The following is a 15,576-nucleotide window of genomic DNA, read 5'->3' as shown; positions in this document are numbered from 1 at the left end:
GGCGGCCGCCCCGCCGCGACCGTGGTGGACATGACAGTCACCGCACGCGACCTGGCCGCCGCGACCCCCGCCACCAGGGACCGCTGGGTCGACCTGCTGCGGGTCGCCTCGCTCGGCACGGTCGTGCTCGGCCACTGGCTGATGGCGGCCGTCGCCGGCGACGGCATCGGGAACCTGCTCGCCCTCGTGCCCCCGCTCCAGGTGCTGACCTGGGGGCTCCAGGTCATGCCGGTGTTCTTCTTCGTCGGCGGGTTCGCGCACGCCCTCTCGTACCGCTCCCTGGCCCGCAGGGCCGACGGGCCGCTCTACGCCGCCTTCCTGCGGGCCCGCCTCCAGCGGCTGCTGCGGCCCACCCTCGTCTTCGTCCTGGTGTGGACCGCCCTCGCACTGGCCGTCCAACTCGCCGGCCTCGACGGCGGCCGGCTGACCGGCGCCGCGCTGCGGCTGGTCACGCAGCCGCTGTGGTTCATCGGGATCTACCTCGCGATGGTCGCCTTCACCCCGCCGCTGCTGAGGCTCCACGAACGCCACGGCTGGGCCGCCTTCGCCGCGCTCGCCGGGGCCGCCGCGCTGGTCGACGTCCTGCGCTTCGCCTTCGGCGTCCCGTACGTGGAGTTCCTGAACTTCGCCTTCGTGTGGTTGGCCGTGCACCAACTCGGCTTCCTGCGCGCCGACGGCCGCATCACCCGACCGGCCGTCCTGGCCGCCGCCGGGCTCGCCGGGGCCGTCCTGCTCGTCGCGGCCGGCCCGTACCCGCTGTCGATGGTCGGGATGCCCGGCGAGAAGGTGTCCAACATGGCCCCGCCCACCCTCGCCCTGCTCTGCCACGGCCTGTGGCTGGTCGGCGCCGTCCAGCTGCTCGCCCGGCCCGCCGCGGCCCTGCTGGAGCGGCCCCGCGTGTGGCGGCGGGTCGTCGCCGCCAACGGCGTCGCCATGACCGCGTTCCTGTGGCACCTCACCGCCATGCTCGGCGTGTACGCCGCCCAGCTCGCCCTCGGCCTCGCGCTGCCCGAGCCGGCCACCGCCGCCTGGTGGGCGCAGGTCCCGCCGCGGATCCTGCTCGCGGCGCTGGTGACGGCCCTGCTCGTCGCCTGTTTCCGCCGCTTCGAGGCCCCCGTACCGGCCGCGCCGACGCGGGGGAGCGGACCCGTCGCCGCCCTCGGGATCACCCTCGCCCTGCTCGGGATCCTCGGCCTCTCCCTGACCGGCCTCGGCGGGATCCTGGACGGCCACGGCGCCACCCTGATCGTCCTGCCGCTGACCGCGCCCGCCGCCATCGGCATGGCCCTCGCCGGCGCCCTGCTGGTGGATCGGTCGGGGTCGGCCCGGAGGGTCGGCGCTATTGGTCCTTCAGTTCACCCCTGTGAGTGATGGTGCGTTGGGGTGGGTGTCGTTACGGTCGGGTGCATGGACCCGAAGGAGAGGGCGAAGGCGCGGGGGTGTGCATCCGCAGACCGCGTATCGCTGGTTCCGTGAGGGCGTGTTGCCGGTCCCTGCCCGGCGGGTGGGACCGCCGCTCCGCGAACAGGCGGGCGACGAAGGCAGGGGAAGCGGCGGCTGCCGATGACTGAGCAGCCCAAGAAGCAGCAGCTACGCACCATCGACGCGCCCTTCGTGGCGTTGGGCCCGTCCGGTGTGGCGATACGCGACCGTCTCAAGAACTTGAGCGTCGAGGACGACAAGGTGTTGCGCCTGGTGGGCGAGCACCTGGGGCGTCTGGCGTCCCTCGACCTGGCGGCCCGGTGCGGGGATGGTAAGGGCCATGACGCGCAGAGGTGGGCGGCCCGCAAGCAGGGCCTGACCGCCTCGTCGTCGTCCCGTTGGGCCGGGAGCATCACGAGGGCCACCCACGATCAGTGGGCGCTCTCGCGCCGTTGTCAGTTCGCGCACATCCGAAACCTTGAGGCGGGCGTCCGTACGCTGATCGACCGGCTGTCCCGGCCGATCGGGCAGAAGGGCACGAAGCGGGCGCCGGGTGGATACCGCTCCAAGCATGAGTGGTTCCACAAGACACGGCGTCTGCACATCCTGGAGCACCGTCTCGACACAGCCCGAGCCGACCGGGACGAGGGTGTTGTGCACGTGGTGCGCGGCGGCAGAAAGCTCCTCAACAGCCGGCACAACCTCGAAGAGGCGCGGCTCACCGAGGACGAGTGGCGCCGGCGGTGGGAGGCGGAACGCTGGTTCCTGGCCGCTGATGGCGAGTCGGGCAAACGCTTCGGCAACGAGACGATCCGCGTCACCGCGGACGGTGAGGTGTCGATCAAAGTTCCCGCGCCGCTTGCGTACCTGGCGAACGCGAAGCATGGCCGGTACGTCCTGACCTCCCGCATCGCTTTCGCGCACCGGGGCGCCGAGTGGCGGGACCGGATCGACAGCAATCGGGCCGTCGCCTACCGCATCCACTACGACGCCGCGCGCGGGCGTTGGTACCTCACCGCCTCCTGGCAGCGCCCCGTCGTCCGGACGGTCCCGCTGGAGACGGCACGGGCCAAGGGCGTGATCGGCGTTGATACGAACGCCGACCACTTCGCCGCCTACCGCCTCGACACCCACGGCAATCCGATGGGTGAGCCCCACCGGTTCTTCTATGACCTGTCGGGCACCGCGGACCATCGGGACGCGCAGATCCGGCACGCCATCACCCGAGTTCTGCACTGGGCCGGGCGCGCCGGCGTCGTCGCCATCGCGATGGAGGATCTGGACTTCACCGCCGAGAAGACCCGCGAGAAGCACGGCAGGCAGAAACGGTTCCGGCAGCTCATCTCCGGTATGCCCACCGGCAAGCTCAAGGCCCGACTGGTCTCCATGGCCGCTGACGCCGGTCTGTCGATCGTCGCGGTCGATCCGGCCTACACCTCCCAGTGGGGCGCCCAGCATTGGCAGGAACCGCTGGTCACCCCGCGACGCAAGATGTCCCGTCATGATGCCGCCGGTATCGCGATCGGGCGACGCGCCCTCGGGCACCCGATCCGGCGTCGGACGGCACCGCCCCCGCAGCACCGGAGTGATGCTGCGGGGCATCGGACCGTCCAGGCCGGCCGTGGTACCCCAGGACGTGAGGGAACCCGCCGCCTCGTCACGGAGCGTGCGCACGATGCACGTGCCCGAGCGGGGACACCACGAGGAACGCGGGAGACCAGTGCATCCAAAACCGTTCGGGATGCGCGCAGTGCCAGGACGTGGGTCCACGTCTCACTCCTGCTCACTGATGAGGAACGGTTAGGCTGAGGGGCTGATCCACACCCCTTCCCTGGAGCGCGTCTGATGGCCGTCAATCTGGTCAATGTCGAGGCAGTCAGCAAGGTGTACGGCACCCGTACCCTGCTCGACGGCATCTCCCTCGGCGTGTCCGAGGGGGACCGGATCGGTGTCGTCGGCCGCAACGGCGACGGAAAGACCACCCTCATCCGGATGCTCGCCAAACTGGAGGAACCCGACACCGGCCGGGTCACCCAGAACAGCGGCCTGCGCATGGGCGTCCTCACCCAGCACGACTCGCTCGACCCCTCCGCCACCATCCGGCACGAGATCATCCGCGACATGGCCGACCACGAGTGGGCCGGCAACGCCAAGATCCGCGACGTGCTCACCGGCCTCTTCGGCGGACTCGACCTGCCCGGCTTCGGCCAGGGCCTCGACACCGTCATCGGCCCGCTCTCCGGCGGCGAGCGCCGCCGCATCGCGCTCGCCCAGCTGCTCATCGCCGACCAGGACCTCCTCGTCCTCGACGAGCCCACCAACCACCTCGACGTCGAGGGCATCTCCTGGCTGGCCAAGCACCTCCAGGAACGCCGCTCCGCGCTCGTCTGCGTCACCCACGACCGGTGGTTCCTCGACCAGGTCTGCACCCGCATGTGGGACGTCCAGCGCGGTGACGTCCACGAGTACGAGGGCGGCTACAGCGACTACGTCTTCGCCCGCGCCGAGCGCGACCGGATCGCCGCCACCGAGGAGTCCAAGCGGCAGAACCTGATGCGCAAGGAGCTGGCCTGGCTGCGCCGCGGCGCCCCCGCCCGGACCTCCAAGCCGCGCTACCGCATCGAGGCCGCCAACGAGCTGATCGCCGACGTGCCGCCGCCGCGCGACACCTCCGAGCTGATGAGGTTCGCCAACGCCCGCCTGGGCAAGACGGTCTTCGACCTGGAGGACGTGACCGTCCAGGCCGGCCCCAAGACCCTCCTCAAGCACCTCACCTGGCACCTCGGCCCCGGCGACCGCGTCGGCCTCGTCGGCGTCAACGGAGCCGGCAAGACCTCGCTGCTGCGCGCCCTCGCCGAGGCCGCCCGTACCCAGGGCGACGTCCAGCCCGCCGCGGGCAAGGTCAGCGTCGGCAGGACGGTGAAGCTGGCCTACCTGTCCCAGGAGGTCGGCGAGCTCGACCCCTCGCTGCGCGTGCTGGAGGCCGTCCAGCGGGTGCGCGACCGCGTCGACCTCGGCAAGGGTCGCGAGATGACCGCGGGCCAGCTGTGCGAGCAGTTCGGCTTCACCAAGGAGAAGCAGTGGACCCCGGTCGGGGACCTGTCCGGTGGGGAGCGGCGGCGGCTGCAGATCCTGCGGCTGCTCATGGACGAGCCGAACGTCCTCTTCCTCGACGAGCCCACCAACGACCTCGACATCGAGACCCTGACCCAGCTGGAGGACCTCCTCGACGGCTGGCCCGGCTCGATGATCGTGATCTCCCACGACCGGTTCTTCATCGAGCGCACCACCGACACGGTGATGGCGCTGCTGGGCGACGCCTCCCTGCGGATGCTGCCGCGCGGACTCGACGAGTACCTGGAGCGCCGGCAGCGCATGATCGAGGCCGCCGCCCCGGCGGCCCCGGCGCCCGTCGCGAAGTCCTCCGCCTCGGGTGACTCGCGGGCCGCGAAGAAGGAGCTGCAGAAGATCGAGCGGCAGCTCAACAAGATGTCCGACCGCGAGTCGAACCTGCACGCGCAGATCGCCGAGAACTCCACCGACTACGACAAGGTGGCCAAGCTCGACGCCGAGCTCCGGGAACTGATTTCCGAGCGCGACGAGTTGGAGATGCGCTGGCTGGAACTGGCCGAAGACGCCTGATTTCGGACAGATTTGCACAGTGTCCGGTCGGATAACGACCGAGTCACGGGCCGGTCCTCCCTTGGGAACAGGGGTCGGACCGGCCCGTCGCATGTCGGCCACGAGTGATAGAAAGGGTCGTTCTCCCGACCGACTTACCGCCTGACGCCGAAGGTATGCGCTGATGACCGAGCCGCCCCAGCCGCCGAACCAGCCGCCGTCACCTTCCGGTTACGGCCACCTGCCGGGACCCCCGCAGCAGGGGTACGGATTCCCGCCCCAGGGGCCCAATCCGTACGCCCAGCAGCCGCCGACCGTCCCGCAGCCGCCCGTGCCGAACGGCGGCTACGGATTCCCGCCGCCCCCGCAGGGCATGCCGCCGGTCCCGCCGCGGCCCGGCCGCAACAAGGCCCTGGTCCTGATCGCCGCCGCCGTCGCCGGGGTGCTCGTACTCGGCGCGGGCGGCTGGTTCCTCCTCGCGGGGGACGGCGACGACAAGGCCGCCAAGGAGCCCGTCGCGCAGAGCTCCGCGCCCACCGACGACAAGCCCTCCCCCTCGGCCTCCGTGGACAAGGGCGACGGCAACGGCGCCGGCGGCGCGTACCCGACCGACCTCAACTCCGGCCGCAAGACCGGCGAGGACAAGGCCCTCTGGCTCAAGACCGTCAAGATGGAGGGACCCGGCGCCGGGATCCCGGCCAAGGGCCAGTGGGTGGTCGGCGACGCCGTCGTCAAGACCGTCGACAAGTCCGTCGTGGCCTACGCGGTGACCGACGGCAAGGAGAAGTGGAAGCTCGACCTCCGTACGGAGATCTGCGGCATCACGGGTCAGACCACCCCCGACGGCCGGACCGTCATGGTGGTCAAGAACGACGACGACTCCAACTGCAACCAGATGAAGCTCGTCGACCTCAAGGGCGGCAAGGAGCTCTGGACCAAGGAAATCGTCATGGAGGGTCTTTTCAAGACCGCCTCCGAGACCACGGTCACCTTCACCGGGGACACCGTCGCCCTCGGCTGGATGGGCGGCCAGAGCGTCCACCGCCTGAGCACCGGCGACAAGCTCTTCTCCGACGCCGGCCCCGAGGGCTGCAAGCCCACGGACTACGCCGCGGGCAACGGCAGGCTGATCGCCGTCGCCATGTGCCTGGACGCCGACAAGACCGTTGAGATCCAGGACGCCGACCCGAACACCGGCAAGAAGACCTGGGCCTACAAGCTTCCCAAGGGCTTCCAGGTCAAGGCCGTCTACTCCGTCAGCCCGACCGTCATCGACGCCCAGAACCGCGAGACCAAGCAGCGCGGGATCATCGTCCTCGACGACAAGGGACAGAAGCGCAACTCGCTCTCCGGCGACGGCAACTTCGTGATCAACTGCGGCGGCGGCAGCAGTAGCGAGGGCCTCCAGAACTGCGGGAACTCCGTCGTGGACGGTGACACCATCTACCTGGGCACCGGGGCGGAACTGGACACCGCGAGCGCGGAGATCGTCGCCTTCGACCTCAATACCGGCAAGGTCAAGTGGCGCACCAAGGCCGGCGACAAGCAGACCTTCGTCCCGCTCAAGGCCGCGGGCGGCCGGCTGACCGCCTACCGCACGGGCGCCGGCCTCGACGAGCCCGGCGAGATCGTGTCCCTGCCGGCCGCCGACGGCAAGCCCACGGTGCTCCTGAAGATGCCCTCGGGCCCCGCCGCGAAGATCGAGGGCTCCTTCATGTTCTCCCGCACCGCCTACGAGGACGGACGCTTCTTCCTCTCCGTCACCAACCTGCAGGGCGACGGCAAGGACGAGAAGCTCCTGATGGCCTTCGGCAAGTGAACGAGTCCACCGAGCCGCCCACCGAGAGGCAGTAGCACGTCATGAGTACCCCGCCGCCCCCGCAGCAGCCCCCGTCGGGAGGCTTCGGCGCGCCCCAGCCGGTCCCGCCGCCCCCGCCGATGCCCCCCACCGCCCCGCAGCCGCCGGCCCAACAGCCCGGCTACGGCTACCCCCAGCAGCAGCCCGGCTACGGCTACCCCCAGCAGCAGCCCGGCTTCGGGCACCCGCAGCAGCCGGCCACCCTCCGGACCCCGGCGCGGCCCGCCGCGGGCGGCGGCAACGTCGTCCGCACCCAGCTGATGATCGTCGGCTCCGCGCTGGTGGCGATGGCCCTCATCATCGGCGGCGGCTTCTGGTACGTCTCCGGCGACGACGAGGGCGGCGGCGGCACCACCACCGCCGAGGGCGGCACCCCCAGCGGCTCGACCGACCCCAAGGCCCCCGCGGCCCCCGGCGGCACCGAGAAGGTCCCGACCAACACCAAGTCGAAGACGCTGGTCAACGTCCCGAGCCCGCAGCCCGCCGACGTCATCTCCGTCGACGGTTCCTGGCTGACCGACTCCACCTACGTCAAGTCCGACGTCGCGAAGGTCGTCGGCTACAACCTGGTCGACGGCGGCAAGAAGTGGGAGCTCCCGCTCCCCGCCCACATCTGCGGCGCGACCAAGCACATCAGCGACAACAAGTCGGCGATCCTCTTCCAGGAGGCCCTGCCGACCGAGGACAAGAAGTACCCGCAGTGCAACCAGGTCGGCGTCATCGACCTGAACGCCGGCAAGCTGCTGTGGTCCGGCTCCGCCAAGTCCGCCACCGGCGGCGACAAGCCCGTCGCCTTCAACGAGGTCACCATCAGCGGCCAGACCGTCGCCGCCGGCGGCCTCAGCGGTGGCGCCGCCTGGAACCTCGCCGACGGCAAGTCCCTCTGGACGCCCAAGGTCGACGCCGAAAGCTGCTACGACCTCGGCTACGCGGGCGGCGAGGCCCTCGCCGTGCTGCGCAAGTGCGGCCGGATCCCCAACCAGAGCCTGATCGCCCAGGTCCTCGACCCGGTCACCGGCGCGCCGAAGTCCGCGTACAAGCTGTCCCCGGGCATCGAGTGGGCGGGCATCATCTCCACGAAGCCGCTCATCGTCGCCGCGGACGTCGGCGACACCGCCAAGAACGCCACCGGCGTCAGCGACCTCTTCGTCGTCGACGACGCCGGCCAGCTCAAGAGCCGCATCTCGCTCGCCGCCGGCACCTGGGCACCCGAGTGCCCCGCCACCGAGGTCGAGCAGTGCTCGAAGATGGTCGTCGGCAACGGCAAGGTCTACCTGCCGACCTACGAGCACCAGGGCTCGGGATCCTCCGTGGGCCGCACCAACGAGCTCGTCTCCTTCGACCTGGAGACCGGCAAGGCCACCAGCGACCGGGCCGACGCGGGCGAGAGCTACACCATCACCCCGCTGCGCATGGACGGCTCGAACGTCATCGCCTACAAGTCGCCCCCGTACAACAAGGGCGGCCAGATCGTCAGCATCGACAGCAAGACCATGAAGGAGACCGTCCTCATGGAGAACCCGCCGGAGAAGACGGGCCAGCGCGCCGAAGCCCAGTTCTCGGCGGACCACTCCGAGTTCCGCTACCACAACGGCAAGTTCTTCATCTCCCGCACCACGGTCCGCAAGCCGTACTCGGAGAAGAGCGACCCGGAGTACCTCTTCGTCTCCTTCACCGCGAGCTGACCTGCGAAGGCCCGCCGCACCGCACGCCCCGAAGCCCCCGGAAGGTCCGCCCTTCCGGGGGCTTTCGCGCTGTATCGGGCACGCCCCGTCGAACAAGCGTGTAGCTTGCCGGGTCAGAAGGATCTGGGGTGGGAGCCTTGATGGGCGTACGGGTCGTGGTGGTCGACGAACACCGGCTACTGGCCGAGGCGCTCGCCTCGGCCCTCAAACTGCGCGGGCACCGGGTGCTCGCGGCCGCCGCACCGACGGCCGGCGCCGCCGAGCTCGTCATCGGCCGCGCCCCGGAGGTCTGCCTGTTCGGCACCGCCACCCCCGCGGCCCCCGGGATCTTCGAACCCGTCGCCCGGATCAAGGGCGAGCGCCCGCAGATCGCCGTGGTCGTGCTGGGCCCGGTGCCCAGCCCGCGCGGCATCGCCGCCGCCTTCGCCGCCGGTGCCTCGGGCTACGTACGCCACGACGAGCGCATCGAGGGAGTGGAACGGGCCCTGGCCAAGGCCCGGGTCGGGGAGGTGGCGATCGCCCCGCAGCTGTTGCAGGGGGCCTTCGCCGAGCTGCTCAACCCCGCCGCCCAGCCCGACGACGAGGGCAGCCGCCTGCTGCGCCTGCTGACCCCGCGCGAGGTGGAGGTGCTGGTCCGGGTCGCCGAGGGCGAGGACACCCGGCTCATCGCCGCGGGCATGGCCATCGCGCCGAGCACGGCCCGCACCCACGTCCAGCGGGTGCTGATGAAACTCGGCGTGGGATCGCGGCTGGAGGCCGCCGCGCTGGCCGCGCGCACCGGTCTGCTCGACCGGGCCGCGGGGCCGGGACTCCTCGCGGAATGAGCCGTCCCGTCCGGTGACGATTTCCCCGGGCGATTTCCCCGGGAGCGCGGAATCCGGTATGCCAGATACCAGCACGCGCGTTCGCGTGCGTCCGCGAGAGCTTGGAGTGCGAGTGAGTAAGTACCTGGTCACCGGTGGCGCCGGATACGTGGGTGGCGTCGTCGCGGCCCACCTCCTGGAAGCCGGCCACGAGGTAACCGTCCTCGACAACTTCTCCACCGGCTTCGGTGCGGGAGTCCCGGCCGGAGCGACCCTGATCGACGGCCGGATCCAGGACGCCGCCGACCACCTGGACGCCTCCTACGACGCGGTCCTGCACTTCGCGGCCTCCTCGCAGGTCGGCGAGTCCGTCGTCAACCCCGGCAAGTACTGGGACAACAACGTCGGCGGCACCCGCGCCCTGCTCGACGCGATGCGCGGGGCCGGCGTCCGCAAGCTCATCTTCTCCTCGACCGCCGCGACCTACGGCGAGCCCGCCGACGGTCCGCTCACCGAGGACTCGGTGACCGCGCCGACCAACCCGTACGGCGCCTCGAAGCTGGCCGTCGACCACATGATCGCGGGGGAGTGCACGGCGCACGGCCTCGCGGCGGTCTCGCTGCGCTACTTCAACGTGGCCGGCGCCTACCGGGAGTTCGGCGAGCGGCACGACCCCGAGACCCACCTGATCCCGCTGGTCCTCCAGGTCGCCCTGGGGGAGCGCGAGTCCATCTCGATCTTCGGCGAGGACTACCCGACCCCCGACGGCACCTGCGTGCGCGACTACATCCACGTCGCCGACCTCGCGGACGCCCACCTCGCGGCGCTGGAGACGGCGGCCGAGGGCGAGCACCTGATCTGCAACCTGGGCAACGGCAACGGCTTCTCGGTCCGCGAGGTCATCGAGACCGTCCGCAAGGTCACCGGCCGGGAGATCCCCGAGACCGTCGCCGCCCGCCGCGCCGGCGACCCGGCGGTGCTCGTCGCCTCCGCGGAAGCGGCGCGCGTGCGCCTCGGCTGGACCCCGACCCGCTCGGACCTGACCAACATCGTGACGGACGCCTGGAACTTCGCCCGCGAACAGCGCGCCTGACGCGAACGTCCGGCGTCTGACGCCCGACGGGTCCGCCGCAGTCGGCGCGGCTCCGCACCACGCCCACCCCACGCCCCTCGCACCCCGACCGGTGCGGGGGGCGTGCGCGTGCGCGGCGAGCGCGGTGGACGGGCGCTCTGCGCGGGCGCCCGGCGCGCGTACGCCGGGTGAAAGCCCCCTCGTGCAACTGCCGATGGCACACTCCGGTCGGGAAATCAGCTTCCGGGCCGCCCGGACCGTCGAAATCAAGCCACGACACCACGCCTGCGGGACCGCCCCACCGGAAAATCGCTCGAAAAACTTCTGCTATTCGGCCAACCGCGAGACGGCCCCGGGCCTACGCTGAAGCGTGACGCCGGTGGGGGCCGGTGTTGATTCAGGGGTCGAGACACGCCGGGTACGGCGTCCGGTCCGGGGTAGTGCACAGAAGTCACGGCGGCGGCTGCGACGGCCTGTGGACCTCCTGGTCCGGGCGTCGTACCCGCAGTCGTCCGTTCCCCGACCCTTGGGGGTTTTGTGGTTCGCATCCGGGTTCTGGTGGTCGACGACCACCGCATCTTCGCCGAGTCCCTCGCGGCCGCGCTCGCGGCCGAGCCGGACGTGGACGTGTCCGCGGCCGGCAGCGGTCCCGCGGCCGCGCGCTGCCTCGAACGCGCGGCGGCGGAGGGCCGCCGCTTCGACGTCCTGCTCGTCGACGCCGACCTCGGCGCCGCCGCCGGGACCGTACCCGCCCCGCGGGAACCGGGCTCCGGGCCACCGCCCGGCCCGGACGGGATCGCGCTGGTCGCCGGGGTGCGCGTCGCCCATCCCGGGGTGCACACCGTGGTCCTCGCCGAACGGGACGACCCCCGCCGGGCCGCCCTGGCCCTGCAGGCGGGCGCCTCCGGGTGGGTGGCGAAGGACTGCTCCCTGTCCCGGCTGCTCGCCGTCATCCGGGGGGTGCTGCGCGAGGAGACCCACCTGCCGCCCGCGCTGCTCACCGGGGTGCTGCGGGAACTCACCGCCGCCCGCAAGCACCGTACGGACAGCGAACGGCTCGTCGAGTCCCTCACCCCGAGGGAGCACGAGGTGCTGCGCTGCATGGTGGCGGGGCTGGGCCGCAAGGACGTGGCGGCCAGGCTGTTCCTGTCCCCGCACACCGTCCGCACCCACATGCAGAACGTGCTGGGCAAGCTGGGCGTGCACTCCACCCTGGCGGCCGTGGCCCTGGCCCGGCGGGCGGGCGTACGGCCCGCCGAACTGGCGGGTCTACCCGGGGATGTTGTCGAACGGAGCGGTCAACTGGCGTAGCAGCCCGGCGAGGTCGCCGCGCTGCCCCGTCGAGAGCTGGGCCAGGATCGCCCGTTCCTGGGCCAGCAGACCCGCGAGGGACTGGTCGGCGCGGTCGCGGCCCTCCGGCGTCAGCCGGACCAGGACGCCCCGACGGTCGTTGGGGTCGGGCAGCCGCTCGACGAGGCCCTTCTTGGCGAGCCGGTCGATGCGGTTGGTCATGGTGCCCGAGGTGACGAGCGTCTGGGTCAGGAGTTGCCCGGGGGACAGCTGGTAGGGCGCGCCGGCGCGCCGCAGCGAGGTCAGGACGTCGAACTCCCACGGTTCGAGCCCGTGCTCGGCGAAGGCCAGCCTGCGGGCGCGGTCGAGGTGGCGCGCGAGCCGGCTGACCCGGCTGAGCACCTCAAGTGGTTCCACGTCGAGGTCAGGGCGCTCTCGCCGCCATGCCGCGACCAGTCGGTCGACCTCGTCCTCCATGCCGATCAGTGTAAGGGGTCTGTCGATATGAAGTCTCTTGAAACCAAGAATCTTGACATCGAGATATATTTTGGCCGACCATGGGGCATGGAGGTGGCCGGAACGGATTCCGCTTCCAATCGCCCCACCCATGGGAAGGCTCGAACATGCATTCCGATATCGCGCCGGCCGTGCGCCCCCCGGCCCTGGACGGTTCCGCCCCGTCCGCACCCACCTGGGACCCCCAGCAATACCTCCGGCACGCGGGACACCGAACCCGTCCCTTCCTCGACCTGCTGACCCGCATATCCGAGCTGCCCACGCCCGCCGCGCACTCCGACGAGGGCCCCGGCCCGCGCATCGCCGACCTCGGCTGCGGACCCGGCAACGTCACCGCCCTGCTCGCCGAACGCTGGCCCGACGCCCGGATCACCGGCTTCGACCTGTCGCCCGAGATGCTCGCCCGCGCCACGGCGGAGCACGCCGGACCCACCGCGGGCGGCGGCCGGCTCGACTTCCGGCACGGTGACATCGCCGACTGGATGCCCGAGGAGACGTACGACCTGATCGTTTCCAACGCCGCCCTGCAGTGGGTTCCCAGCCACCCCGGGTCCTTCGCGGCCTGGCTCCACGGGCTGCGGCCCGGCGGCACCTTCGCCTTCCAGATCCCCGGCAACTTCGGCGCCCCCAGCCACCGGCTGCTGGCCGAGCTCTGCGACACCCCGCGCTGGCACTCCCGGCTCGCCGGCCACGGCGCCCGCTACGTCCACCTCCTCGAACCCGCCGAGTACCTCGCCCGATTCACCGAGCTCGGGTGCGCCGTCGACGTGTGGGAGACCACCTACCACCAGCTGCTCCAGGGCCCCGACCCGGTGCTCGACTGGGTCAAGGGCACGGCCCTGCGGCCCGTCCTGACCGCCCTCGGCGACGACCGGGAGGCCGTCGAGAGCTTCCTCGCCGAGTACCGCGAGGCGCTGCGCGAGGCCTACCCGCCCGGCCCGCGCGGCACCGTCTTCCCCTTCCGGCGCATCTTCGCCATCGCCCGCAAGGAGGACGGCCCGTGCTGACCGCCGTCGACCACGTGCAACTCGCCGCGCCCCCCGGCTCCGAGGACGCGCTGCGCGCCTACTACTCGGACGTCCTCGGCATGCGGGAGCTGTCCAAACCGCCCCTGCTCGCCGCCCGGGGCGGTTGCTGGTTCGCCCTCGGCGCCGTCCAACTGCACCTCGGCGTGGACGAGGACTTCCGTCCCGCGCGCACGGCGCACCCCGGGCTCAGGGTGAACGGCATCCAGGAGTACGCGCGCAGACTCCAGGAGCGCGGGGCGCGGGTCGTGTGGGACGGCGACCTGCCGGGCCACCGGCGTTTCTACTCCGAGGACCCGGTCGGCAACCGGCTGGAGTTCCTGGAGCCGCACGGCCCGGACGCCGGCGGTGCGGACGTCGGGCGTCCGGACGGGAGCGGCCCGGACGGGGGCGACCCCGGCGGGGACCGTCCGTAAGGAGCGCGACGCGACGGCGCCCCGTCACCGGATCTCCGGTGACGGGGCGCCGTCGGGCGGTCCGCCGTGCGGACCGTGGCCGCCGAGGCCGGGCGCCGGCCGTCAGCTCTTGCGGTGTCCCACCAGTCGGGGCCTGGCCTCCAGGTTCTCCAAGCCGTGCCAGCACAGGTTCACCAGGTGCGCGGCGACCTCGGCCTTCTTCGGCTGCCGGGTCTCCAACCACCACTGGCCGGTCAGCGCCACCATCCCGACCAGCGCCTGCGCGTACAGCGGCGCCAGCTTCGGATCGAACCCGCGGGCCTTGAACTCCAGCCCCAGGATGTCCTCGACCTGCGTGGCGATGTCGCTGATCAGCGACGCGAAGGTGCCCGTCGACTGGGCCACGGGGGAGTCCCGGACCAGGATCCGGAAGCCGTCCGTATAGCTCTCGATGTAGTCGAGCAGCGCGAACGCGGCCTGTTCCAGGAGCTCCCGCGGGTGCCCCGCCGTCAGGGCGCCCGTCACCCCGTCCAACAGCTGGCGCATCTCGCGGTCGACCACCACCGCGTACAGGCCCTCCTTGCCGCCGAAGTGCTCGTACACCACCGGCTTGGACACCCCGGCCTTGGCCGCGATCTCCTCCACCGACGTGCCCTCGAAGCCCTTCTCGGCGAACAGGGCGCGGCCGATGTCCAGCAGTTGCTGACGCCTCTCGGCGCCCGTCATCCGGACCCGACGGCCTCGCCGGGGCTTGTCGCTGCTGGAACTGCTGCCGTCGATCGCCACGTCCCCCATCATGCCGGGTTCGTCATCTTTTCCTGGCGCCGGGCAGCGATCCGGTCGGCTGACGGCCACCGCACGTCCGACGCCCATCCCAGCTGCTCGAACCAGCGGATCAGCCGCGCGCTCGAATCGACCTGCCCGCGCAGCACGCCGTGCCGCGCCGACGTCGGGTCGGCGTGGTGCAGGTTGTGCCAGGACTCACCGCACGACAGCACCGCCAGCCACCACACGTTGCCGCTGCGGTCCCGGGACTTGAACGGCCGCTTGCCCACCGCGTGACAGATCGAGTTGATCGACCAGGTCACGTGGTGCAGCAGCGCCACGCGCACCAGGGAGCCCCAGAAGAACGCGGTGAACGCACCCCACCAGGACATCGTCACCAGACCGCCCACCAGCGGCGGGACGGCCAACGAGAACATCGTCCAGTACACGAAGTCGCGCGAGATCCGCCGGATCGCCGGGTCCTTGATCAGGTCCGGGGCGTACTTCTGCTGGTCGGTCTGCTCCTCGTCGAAGAGCCATCCGATGTGCGCCCACCACAGGCCCTTCATCAGGGCCGGCAGCGTCTCGCCGAACCGCCACGGCGAGTGCGGGTCGCCCTCGTGGTCCGAGTACTTGTGGTGCTTGCGGTGGTCGGCGACCCAACGCACCAGCGGACCCTCCACCGCCATCGAACCCATGATCGCCAGGGCGATCCGGAGCGGCCGCTTCGCCTTGAAGGAACCGTGCGTGAAGTACCGGTGGAAGCCGATGGTGATGCCGTGGCAGGCCAGGAAGTACATGAACACCATCAGGCCCACGTCCAGCCAGCTCACCCCCCAGCCCCAGGCCAGCGGGATCGCCGCCAGCAGCCCGATGAAGGGGACGGTGATGAACAGCAGCAGAGCGATCTGCTCGATGGACCGCTTGTTCTCGCCGCCGAGCGTGGCGGACGGCGCGGACGCGGAATCGCCACCGCGCACGGAGGACGACGTCGCGCCCTCGGTCAGATCCGGACTGGTGGTCATGGGGGTTCCCCCGGGGGTGAGGAGTCGGCAGGCGCCGGGCGCAGACCTACGGGTCCGTAACCTACGGCGTCGTAAGTATGGCAAAAGTCCCGCATCCGG

At 71.4% G+C, this 15,576-nt stretch carries 13 protein-coding genes; 10 read left to right on the top strand and 3 right to left on the bottom strand.

All coding sequences use genetic code 11. The annotated features are described in order from the left end of the window. The first annotated feature begins 30 nt into the window (after positions 1 to 30). From ACZ4XJ_RS28750 to ACZ4XJ_RS28715, 8 genes are all read left to right on the top strand, one after another. Positions 31 to 1,371: an acyltransferase family protein gene (locus ACZ4XJ_RS28750; RefSeq protein WP_468497902.1), complete on the top strand. Its 1,341-nt coding sequence runs from the start codon at positions 31 to 33 to the stop codon at positions 1,369 to 1,371. Positions 1,372 to 1,563: 192 nt separating this feature from the next. After that, positions 1,564 to 3,231, top strand: a complete 1,668-nt coding sequence (locus ACZ4XJ_RS28745; protein ID WP_468497901.1) for an IS200/IS605 family accessory protein TnpB-related protein — start codon at positions 1,564 to 1,566, stop codon at positions 3,229 to 3,231. Between the two features lie 36 nt (positions 3,232 to 3,267). Then, positions 3,268 to 5,064 carry an ABC-F family ATP-binding cassette domain-containing protein gene (locus tag ACZ4XJ_RS28740; RefSeq protein ID WP_468497900.1) on the top strand — a complete coding sequence of 599 codons (1,797 nt, stop codon included), beginning with the start codon at positions 3,268 to 3,270 and terminating at the stop codon, positions 5,062 to 5,064. 163 nt (positions 5,065 to 5,227) lie between these two features. Continuing rightward, complete coding sequence (locus ACZ4XJ_RS28735) at positions 5,228 to 6,862, top strand: outer membrane protein assembly factor BamB family protein (protein ID WP_362877674.1); 1,635 nt, start codon at positions 5,228 to 5,230, stop codon at positions 6,860 to 6,862. 41 nt (positions 6,863 to 6,903) lie between these two features. After that, complete coding sequence (locus ACZ4XJ_RS28730; RefSeq protein ID WP_362877673.1) at positions 6,904 to 8,586, top strand: PQQ-binding-like beta-propeller repeat protein; 1,683 nt, start codon at positions 6,904 to 6,906, stop codon at positions 8,584 to 8,586. A gap of 140 nt (positions 8,587 to 8,726) precedes the next feature. Next, entirely contained in the window at positions 8,727 to 9,410 is a 684-nt protein-coding gene (locus tag ACZ4XJ_RS28725; RefSeq protein WP_468497984.1) for a response regulator transcription factor, read from the top strand. A 58-nt stretch (positions 9,411 to 9,468) separates the two neighbouring features. Next, entirely contained in the window at positions 9,469 to 10,482 is a 1,014-nt protein-coding gene (gene galE, locus ACZ4XJ_RS28720) for a UDP-glucose 4-epimerase GalE (protein ID WP_362877672.1), read from the top strand. Between the two features lie 516 nt (positions 10,483 to 10,998). Next, complete coding sequence (locus ACZ4XJ_RS28715) at positions 10,999 to 11,772, top strand: response regulator transcription factor (protein ID WP_362877671.1); 774 nt, start codon at positions 10,999 to 11,001, stop codon at positions 11,770 to 11,772. Here ACZ4XJ_RS28715 and ACZ4XJ_RS28710 read toward each other — a convergent pair. Then, on the bottom strand, positions 11,731 to 12,228 hold the full coding sequence (locus tag ACZ4XJ_RS28710) for a MarR family winged helix-turn-helix transcriptional regulator (RefSeq protein WP_362877670.1): 498 nt from the start codon (positions 12,226 to 12,228) through the stop codon (positions 11,731 to 11,733). The genes ACZ4XJ_RS28715 and ACZ4XJ_RS28710 overlap by 42 nt on opposite strands. A 146-nt stretch (positions 12,229 to 12,374) precedes the next feature. Here ACZ4XJ_RS28710 and ACZ4XJ_RS28705 point away from each other — a divergent pair, with 146 nt between their 5' ends. Continuing rightward, a complete protein-coding gene (locus ACZ4XJ_RS28705) occupies positions 12,375 to 13,274 on the top strand; it encodes a trans-aconitate 2-methyltransferase (RefSeq protein WP_468497899.1) in 900 nt (299 codons plus the stop codon). Continuing rightward, entirely contained in the window at positions 13,268 to 13,708 is a 441-nt protein-coding gene (locus ACZ4XJ_RS28700) for a VOC family protein (protein WP_468497898.1), read from the top strand. The genes ACZ4XJ_RS28705 and ACZ4XJ_RS28700 overlap by 7 nt, the downstream gene beginning before the upstream one ends. Positions 13,709 to 13,810: 102 nt before the next feature. On the opposite strand, the gene ACZ4XJ_RS28695 is transcribed toward ACZ4XJ_RS28700, so the two are convergent. Beyond that, the gene (locus ACZ4XJ_RS28695) at positions 13,811 to 14,485 is read right to left on the bottom strand and encodes a TetR/AcrR family transcriptional regulator (protein WP_362877667.1); all 675 of its coding nucleotides are present in this window, start codon (positions 14,483 to 14,485) and stop codon (positions 13,811 to 13,813) included. Further along, complete coding sequence (locus ACZ4XJ_RS28690) at positions 14,482 to 15,477, bottom strand: acyl-CoA desaturase (RefSeq protein ID WP_468497897.1); 996 nt, start codon at positions 15,475 to 15,477, stop codon at positions 14,482 to 14,484. Before ACZ4XJ_RS28690 ends, ACZ4XJ_RS28695 begins: the two co-directional genes overlap by 4 nt. Between the last annotated feature and the right edge of the window lie 99 nt (positions 15,478 to 15,576).

The organism is Streptomyces sp. NPDC029836, assembly GCF_055574495.1.
The sequence above is the reverse complement of the archived record's forward strand: the minus strand, read 5'-3'. Positions and strand labels throughout refer to the sequence as shown.

Coding starts and splice junctions, on each gene's coding strand:
- ACZ4XJ_RS28745 (WP_468497901.1), top strand. CDS start 1,564: ATGACTGAGCAGCCCAAGAAGCAGCAGCTACGCACCATCGACGCGCCC.
- ACZ4XJ_RS28695 (WP_362877667.1), bottom strand. CDS start 14,485: ATGATGGGGGACGTGGCGATCGACGGCAGCAGTTCCAGCAGCGACAAG.
- galE (WP_362877672.1), top strand. CDS start 9,469: ATGCCAGATACCAGCACGCGCGTTCGCGTGCGTCCGCGAGAGCTTGGA.
- ACZ4XJ_RS28730 (WP_362877673.1), top strand. CDS start 6,904: ATGAGTACCCCGCCGCCCCCGCAGCAGCCCCCGTCGGGAGGCTTCGGC.
- ACZ4XJ_RS28710 (WP_362877670.1), bottom strand. CDS start 12,228: ATGGAGGACGAGGTCGACCGACTGGTCGCGGCATGGCGGCGAGAGCGC.
- ACZ4XJ_RS28735 (WP_362877674.1), top strand. CDS start 5,228: ATGACCGAGCCGCCCCAGCCGCCGAACCAGCCGCCGTCACCTTCCGGT.
- ACZ4XJ_RS28750 (WP_468497902.1), top strand. CDS start 31: ATGACAGTCACCGCACGCGACCTGGCCGCCGCGACCCCCGCCACCAGG.
- ACZ4XJ_RS28705 (WP_468497899.1), top strand. CDS start 12,375: ATGCATTCCGATATCGCGCCGGCCGTGCGCCCCCCGGCCCTGGACGGT.
- ACZ4XJ_RS28725 (WP_468497984.1), top strand. CDS start 8,727: ATGGGCGTACGGGTCGTGGTGGTCGACGAACACCGGCTACTGGCCGAG.
- ACZ4XJ_RS28690 (WP_468497897.1), bottom strand. CDS start 15,477: ATGACCACCAGTCCGGATCTGACCGAGGGCGCGACGTCGTCCTCCGTG.
- ACZ4XJ_RS28740 (WP_468497900.1), top strand. CDS start 3,268: ATGGCCGTCAATCTGGTCAATGTCGAGGCAGTCAGCAAGGTGTACGGC.